Raw genomic sequence first — 3440 nt, 5'->3', positions numbered from 1 at the left:
CTTCCAGGGCGGGAACTTCGTTCGGGCACTCGTCGATGACTAGGAGCTCAACCTTCATGTGCCTGCCCTCGCTCACTTGCCGCGACGCCGTGCGCGTCGCCAGTCCACCGACCGGCGGCGGTCTCGCGCTGGGAGGACGAACGCGGGACCTGACGGTTTGAAAGGGAGAGTAGGAGGCTCAGGGCAACCCCGGCGCCGAGGACGACGTCAGCGAGGTTGCCGATGAAGAGGTTCCCGTAGGCGAGGAAGTCGGTGACATGGCCTCGCCCAAAGCCGGGCGGGGCCAGGAGGCGGTCCAGCAGATTTCCGACCGCGCCTCCCCACAGGAGTCCGATCGCTACCGCCCATCCGACCGTGTGGGCACGGCTTGCAGCGACGAGTAGAGCGACGGATGCGGCGGTGGCGACGACGGTAAGCACCCAGGTTGCGTCGGCTCCGAATGACATGACAGTGCCGGGGTTGAACGCGAGCTGAAGGCCGAGCGCGTCGCCAAGCAGCGGGATGCGCTCGTGCTCGCTGAGGTATGTGAGGGCGAGGGTTTTGGTCCCCTGGTCGATCAGCACGGCGCTGGCTGCGACGGCGAATGCGAGCAGGAACCGCCGCAGTTGCGCCGGGGAATCCACGAGGGTGCGTGGCGTCTCGGTGGTTCCCTGTTCCACCCACGCGGACACGGCGGCAGCGCGGCGACGGCGAGGCTGAGTGGTCATGTCAGGCTGGCAATGTGGGCGAGGGTGCCGGACTCGATCAGGATGAAGATGCCGAGGCCGATGAACACGACGGGCACGAGCCAGTGCTCGACCTTCTCGAGCGCTTCGGTGACCTTCTCGTTGGTGCCGATCGCGCGTGCGAGCAGGCACCAGAGGGCGAGGAGCACGAGGAACACGGTGATCGTGACTAGGGTGTCGGTGGTCGAGATGGTGCGGAACACCGGGGTGTAGATCGCGATGTTGTCGCCGCCGTTGGCGATCGTGATGCCGGCGACGCCGAGGAGCCCGACGGCCTTGAGCGCGGACTCTGCCTCGTCGTCGTCCTTGCCGCGCAGGGTGCGCACCAGTGCCAGGACGCCGATCGCGAGCGGGATCAGGCCGAGCAGGCCCACCCACTCGTCCGGGACGATCGTCAGGCCGAGGGCGGCGAGGAAGCTGACCGCGATCAGGGTGATGAGCCCGAGGTACTGCCCGGCGACTATCTGCCAGCCGCGCAGTCGTGAGGTCCCGCGTGCGGCGACGGCGAACAGGACGGTCAGGACCACGATGTCGTCGATGTTGGTCGCGACGAACAGCCCGGCCGCGGCCGCGATCGTGCTCAGCATGCCGAGTCCTGCCCGTCCACGCCGTAGGTCGGGCACAGGGCGACGGCGCTACCGGTGGCGGCGAGCAGCGTCTCGGCCGCTCCCAGCAGGTCCAGCAGCTCGGGGCGGGCCAGGGAGTAGAAGACCCGTCGACCCTCCATGCGGCCGGAGACCAGACCGCAGTCCTTGAGACAGGCCACGTGCGAGGACACTGTCGACTGTGCCAAGCCGAGGTCGCGCGTCAGCTCCGCGACCCGCGCCTCACCCACAGCCAGTCGGCGCACGATCGCCAGTCGCGCGGGATCTCCCAGCGACCGGAACAACGCGACCGCCGGCTCGACGTCCGCCGTACTCGCCACACATACTTCGGTATCTATGATCGACACAGACCGATAATAACTGACACTTGTCGATGGGATCGGATCGCAGGTTCACGCTGCACTGTATAGTTCAGCACATGCTGAACACTGGTGATCGTGTAGAAGTCATGGGTCGCCTGGGGAGGGCGATGAGTGACCCGACGCGCGCGCGCATCCTCGAACGTCTCCTCGTCGGCCCGGCGTACCCGGCCGACCTCGCCGACGCCCTGGGGTTGAGCCGGCAGAACGTGTCCAACCATCTGGCGTGTCTGCGTGGGTGCGGTTTGGTGCTTGCGGAGCCCGACGGGCGCCGCACCCAGTACACGATCGCGGACCCGCACCTGTCCGCGGCGCTGGACGAGCTGATGCGCGTGGTCCTGGACGTCCGCGAAGGCCGCGAGTGCTCGAACCCGGTGTGCGACGTCCCGGGCTGCACCGCGTGCGAGGACGAGCAGTGAGCCGCGAGTGCTGCGGGGGCGACGACGAGCTCGAGGACCGTCCCGCGCTGGTGACCGGCTTGGGCCTGACGCCTGCTTCGCCGCGCACGCCCGACGGCGCGCCCGCCGACAGCCACGACGAGCACGACGGCGAGGACGAGGAGCTCGCGCCGTGGTGGCGTGATCGTGCGCTGCTGCTGCCCGCGCTCTCGGGTGTGCTGCTCGCCGTCGGGTACGCCCTGGAGTGGTCGGACCTGGCCACGCCCGCGCTGGTGGTGCAGAGCGCGAGCCTGCTGGCCGGCGCGTGGACGTTCGTGCCCGGTGCGGTGCGGCGCCTGGCGCGCGGCAAGCTCGGGGTCGGGCTGCTCATGACGATCGCCGCGGTCGGGGCCGTCGCGCTCGGCCACGTCGGGGAGGCCGCGGCGCTGGCGTTCTTGTTCTCCATCGCCGAGGCCCTCGAGGACCGTGCGATGGACCGGGCCAAGCACGGCCTGCGCGCCCTGCTCGACCTCATGCCCACCACGGCACGGGTCTCGCGCCTGTCCGGGGACGTGGAGATCCCCGCCGCGGACGTGCGCGAGCTCGACCTGCTGGTCGTGCGGGCCGGGGAACGCCTGGCGACCGACGGCGTCGTGACGTCCGGGCGCAGCTCGCTGGACACCTCCGCCATCACCGGGGAGTCCATCCCGGTCGAGGTCGGCCCGGGCGACGCCGTGCCCGCCGGCGCGATCAACGGCGGCGGGGCCCTGCTGGTCGAGGCGAGCGCGGACGGGCGCGACAACTCCCTGACCACGATCGTGCACCTCGTCGAGCAGGCCCAGGCGCGCAAGGGCGAGCGAGCGCGCCTGGCGGACCGGATCGCGAAGCCGCTCGTGCCGATCGTGCTCGTCGCCGCGGCGCTGGTCGTGGTGTGGGGCTTCGTCGTCGGCGACCCGGGCTTGTGGACCGAGCGGGCCCTGGTCGTGCTCGTCGCCGCGTCTCCGTGCGCGCTGGCGATCGCCGTGCCCGTCACCGTCATCTCCGCGATCGGCGCCGCGAGCCGGTTCGGGATGATCGTCAAGTCCGGGGCGGCGTTCGAAGAGCTCGGCACCGTGCGCGCCGTCGCGATCGACAAGACCGGCACCCTGACCCGCAACCGGCCCGAGGTCGTGCAGGTGAGGACCCGCCCCGGCACCACCCGCGAGCAGGCTCTGGCCTGGGCCGGCGCGCTCGAGGCGCGCAGCACCCACCCCCTGGCCGCGGCGATCCTCGCCGCCGCATCCGCGCCGGTGCGCCCGGCGGGCGACGTCCAGGAGCTGCCCGGTCGCGGGCTGCACGGCACCGTCGACGGCGTGCAGGTCCGCGTGGGCACGA

At 71.0% G+C, this 3440-nt stretch carries 5 protein-coding genes; 2 read left to right on the top strand and 3 right to left on the bottom strand.

Features of this window, described 5'->3' with window-relative positions:
- Positions 1–47 precede the first annotated feature (47 nt).
- From ACI769_RS19765 to ACI769_RS19755, 3 genes are read right to left on the bottom strand one after another with little or no spacing between them, the layout of a single operon-like run.
- On the bottom strand, positions 48–707 hold the full coding sequence (locus ACI769_RS19765) for a signal peptidase II (protein WP_155100240.1): 660 nt from the start codon (positions 705–707) through the stop codon (positions 48–50).
- The gene (locus ACI769_RS19760; protein WP_155100239.1) at positions 704–1312 is read right to left on the bottom strand and encodes a cadmium resistance transporter; all 609 of its coding nucleotides are present in this window, start codon (positions 1310–1312) and stop codon (positions 704–706) included. Before ACI769_RS19760 ends, ACI769_RS19765 begins: the two co-directional genes overlap by 4 nt.
- The gene (locus ACI769_RS19755) at positions 1306–1677 is read right to left on the bottom strand and encodes a metalloregulator ArsR/SmtB family transcription factor (RefSeq protein WP_318657828.1); all 372 of its coding nucleotides are present in this window, start codon (positions 1675–1677) and stop codon (positions 1306–1308) included. The genes ACI769_RS19760 and ACI769_RS19755 overlap by 7 nt, the downstream gene beginning before the upstream one ends.
- A 71-nt stretch (positions 1678–1748) precedes the next feature.
- On the opposite strand from ACI769_RS19755, the gene ACI769_RS19750 reads away from it, so the two are divergent.
- Together ACI769_RS19750 and ACI769_RS19745 are read left to right on the top strand one after the other, a co-directional pair.
- Complete coding sequence (locus ACI769_RS19750) at positions 1749–2108, top strand: helix-turn-helix transcriptional regulator (RefSeq protein WP_155100238.1); 360 nt, start codon at positions 1749–1751, stop codon at positions 2106–2108.
- Positions 2105–3440, top strand: a 1336-nt coding sequence (locus ACI769_RS19745; protein ID WP_409142168.1) for a heavy metal translocating P-type ATPase, incomplete at its 3' end; no start/stop codon positions are given. The genes ACI769_RS19750 and ACI769_RS19745, both read left to right, overlap by 4 nt.

This window comes from Cellulosimicrobium sp. RS, from assembly GCF_046159675.1.
GTDB lineage: Bacteria > Actinomycetota > Actinomycetes > Actinomycetales > Cellulomonadaceae > Cellulosimicrobium > Cellulosimicrobium funkei.
This window is presented reverse-complemented; position numbering and strand designations above follow the sequence as displayed.

Bases quoted from the DNA above. Each gene is read 5' to 3' on its own strand.
- ACI769_RS19750 (WP_155100238.1), top strand. From the start codon at position 1,749: ATGCTGAACACTGGTGATCGTGTAGAAGTCATGGGTCGCCTGGGGAGG.
- ACI769_RS19760 (WP_155100239.1), bottom strand. From the start codon at position 1,312: ATGCTGAGCACGATCGCGGCCGCGGCCGGGCTGTTCGTCGCGACCAAC.
- ACI769_RS19765 (WP_155100240.1), bottom strand. From the start codon at position 707: ATGACCACTCAGCCTCGCCGTCGCCGCGCTGCCGCCGTGTCCGCGTGG.